1 protein-coding gene is annotated in these 495 nt (G+C 63.2%); it reads left to right on the top strand.

Annotated elements, in window-relative coordinates; all coding sequences use genetic code 11:
- Positions 1-193: 193 nt before the first annotated feature.
- Positions 194-495 (top strand): hypothetical protein (locus EN935_RS41685; protein WP_206534733.1); only part of this gene is annotated, 302 nt, incomplete at its 3' end.

The raw sequence follows: 495 nt of genomic DNA, 5'->3' as shown, positions 1-495 counted from the left end.
GAACTGATGGCTCGCCTTGAGCGCAAGCTCGGCCGCTGACCACAGGCCGTAGGCAATGAGCGCGGTCCAGCCTGGGGCATCGGACGGAGCTGCCCAGGAGATCGGCACGCGGCAGCATCTCGATTTTCTGTTCGATGCATCGGGTTGGCGCAGTCATGGCGAAAGTCATTGGCACCATTGTGGGGAAGGGGCCATGGCTGGTCGCGAAATGCTGGCTCTTGCCCTGGCAGACCAGGCGTCGTCGCCGATCCCGGTAAGTCCGTTGGCAGACATTGCCGCTATCGTGCGGCAGAGCGCAAGTCGCGGTCTGCCGCTGATACTGATACTCGGCGGCGGTCGGATTGTCGACGAGGCGCGCCAACAGGCTGCGTTGTCTAACCTGTTGACATGCCTTTCGGCTTACCGGAACCAGGCCCCGGTCGTAGCAGCCGCGCTTAGACCATTGGTCGGGCCACTCGCCCTCGCCGTGCGGCTTGCCGATATTGTATGCTTGGG

The organism is Mesorhizobium sp. M7D.F.Ca.US.004.03.1.1 (assembly GCF_003998635.1).
Lineage (GTDB): Bacteria > Pseudomonadota > Alphaproteobacteria > Rhizobiales > Rhizobiaceae > Mesorhizobium > Mesorhizobium loti.
Note: the sequence above shows the minus strand (reverse complement) of the source record. Positions and strands in the feature narration are given on the sequence as shown.